This window comes from Arthrobacter sp. H14, assembly GCF_000520495.1.
Taxonomy (GTDB): Bacteria; Actinomycetota; Actinomycetes; order Actinomycetales; family Micrococcaceae; genus Arthrobacter_C.
Genome location: NZ_KI914697.1, coordinates 62,202 through 63,928 on the forward strand (window position 1 = coordinate 62,202; position 1,727 = coordinate 63,928).

Below are 1,727 nucleotides of genomic sequence, written 5' to 3' on the forward strand. Positions count from 1 at the left end.
CCCGCCGGCACCGGCACCGGGCGGAACGGATACTGACGGCCGACAGGGTGTTGCGCCCGTCCAGGATGTCGCCGCCGCTGCTGAAGCTGTGGGTCAGGATTCCGGAACCGTGGCCGCCACCTCCGACGCTGAACCATCCGGGGAGATCGACCTGATAAATCCAATGGGCCTGCACGCGCGCCCGGCGGCCGCCCTCGCCCAGTCGTTGACGCCGATGGATGCGGAGATCACGATTAACGGCGTGGATGCGAAATCCGTCATGCTGCTGATGACGCTTGGCCTGAAGCAGGGGCAGACGCTCAGCGTGCATGCCTCCGGTGCCGAGGCGCAAAAGGCCGTCGACGTCGTACTCGCAGAAGCAGCGGACGGCTTCGGGGAATTGTAGGGACGCCGGCCATTGGGGCATCACCGGGGAGGAGGCGTCGTCAGCTTCAGCAGGCTAAGCCCGCACGTGTAGAAGCTAAGCCGGCAGTTGCACTCCCGCGTCTGTCTGCTCCGCCAGCTTGTCGTTGAGCAGTCCCGCCAGCGCACGTTCCAACTGGGCGGTCTCCGCGTTCAGGGCATGCAGCTTGTCCAGATGCCGCCCAACGCCGTGCCGCTCCGGCGTCAGCATGATTTCAGCGGGCCGCATCAGCAGGTCCGCCAGCACAGGCGCTTCAGCGGCCCGCAGCACCGCCATCATTGCGCCCCGCACCTGCCGGTCGGTTCCCGCCCAGGCCTGGCCTTTGGGAACATAGTGCGGTTCCGGGCGTCCAGCGGCGAGCCAGGCGCAGTCATCCTGCAGTGGACATTGTCCGCATTTGGGAGATCTCGCAGTACAAACCAAGGCACCGAGTTCCATCACACCGGCGTTCCAAGTCACCGATTCGCCCCTGTCGCCGGGCAGCAAAGACGTGGCAAGTTTCGCTTCGGCGGAAGTCAGGGCCGGTTCCGGCAACGCGTTACCGGTGACAACCCGGGCATGAACCCGTCGGATGTTGGTATCGACGACCGTCTCACGGCGGCCGAAGGCAAAGGAGGCCACGGCGCCGGCCGTATAGGTTCCGACGCCGGACAATTGGAGCAGCTCATCGTAGCTGGCAGGCACTTCACCGTCATGACGCTCGACGATTGACTGCGCGGCATTATGCAGCCGGAGCGCGCGCCGTGGATAACCCAGCCGGCCCCATGCCCGTACCGCTTCACCGCTGGGTTCGACCGCCAAATCCGCCGGCCGGGGCCAGCGTTCCATCCATTCATGCCACTGGGGGAGGACCCGGACAACCGGGGTTTGTTGCAGCATGAATTCGCTCACCAGAACGCCCCAGGCGCTGCATTCCGAATGCCGCCAAGGGAGGTCCCGCGCCTCGCGGGCAAACCATTCACGGATCTTCCCGTGCAGAACGTCGTTTTTCACCGCTATCAATTCTAGGGTGCAGGAAGGAACATCTCGTGCTTGACCGGCGTGGTGCGGGTGACATCGGTGGTCTTCTCCCTAGCCTTAAGGCATGACACCAAGGTCGAATACGGGAGCGGGCAATCCAGGTCCGCGTCCCGGCACCGCACCTGGCCGGCCAGCCGGTCCGCCAACGAGGCGCAGGCCAAGCCCTGCGGTGTACCGGCGGCGCCGCCTTGTGGCCGGCATTATTGCGCTCCTGTTGGTCGCCGCCCTGGTGGCCGGCGGCATCGTCATTGCCAGCATGTTCGGCGCCGGAACCACCGAGGGGGCGGCGGGGCAGGCAAGCCAG

Annotated in this window: 2 protein-coding genes; one reads left to right on the forward strand and one right to left on the reverse strand. The window is 65.8% G+C overall.

Translation table 11 applies throughout. From position 1 onward, the window contains the following. The coding region (locus Y707_RS31780) for an HPr family phosphocarrier protein (protein WP_035782880.1) at positions 1-385 on the forward strand (385 nt) is incomplete at its 5' end. A 75-nt stretch (positions 386-460) separates the two neighbouring features. Here the strand turns inward: Y707_RS31780 and Y707_RS0120245 are convergent. Next, the gene (locus Y707_RS0120245; RefSeq protein ID WP_026536417.1) at positions 461-1,405 is read right to left on the reverse strand and encodes an iron-sulfur binding domain-containing protein; all 945 of its coding nucleotides are present in this window, start codon (positions 1,403-1,405) and stop codon (positions 461-463) included. Between the last annotated feature and the right edge of the window lie 322 nt (positions 1,406-1,727).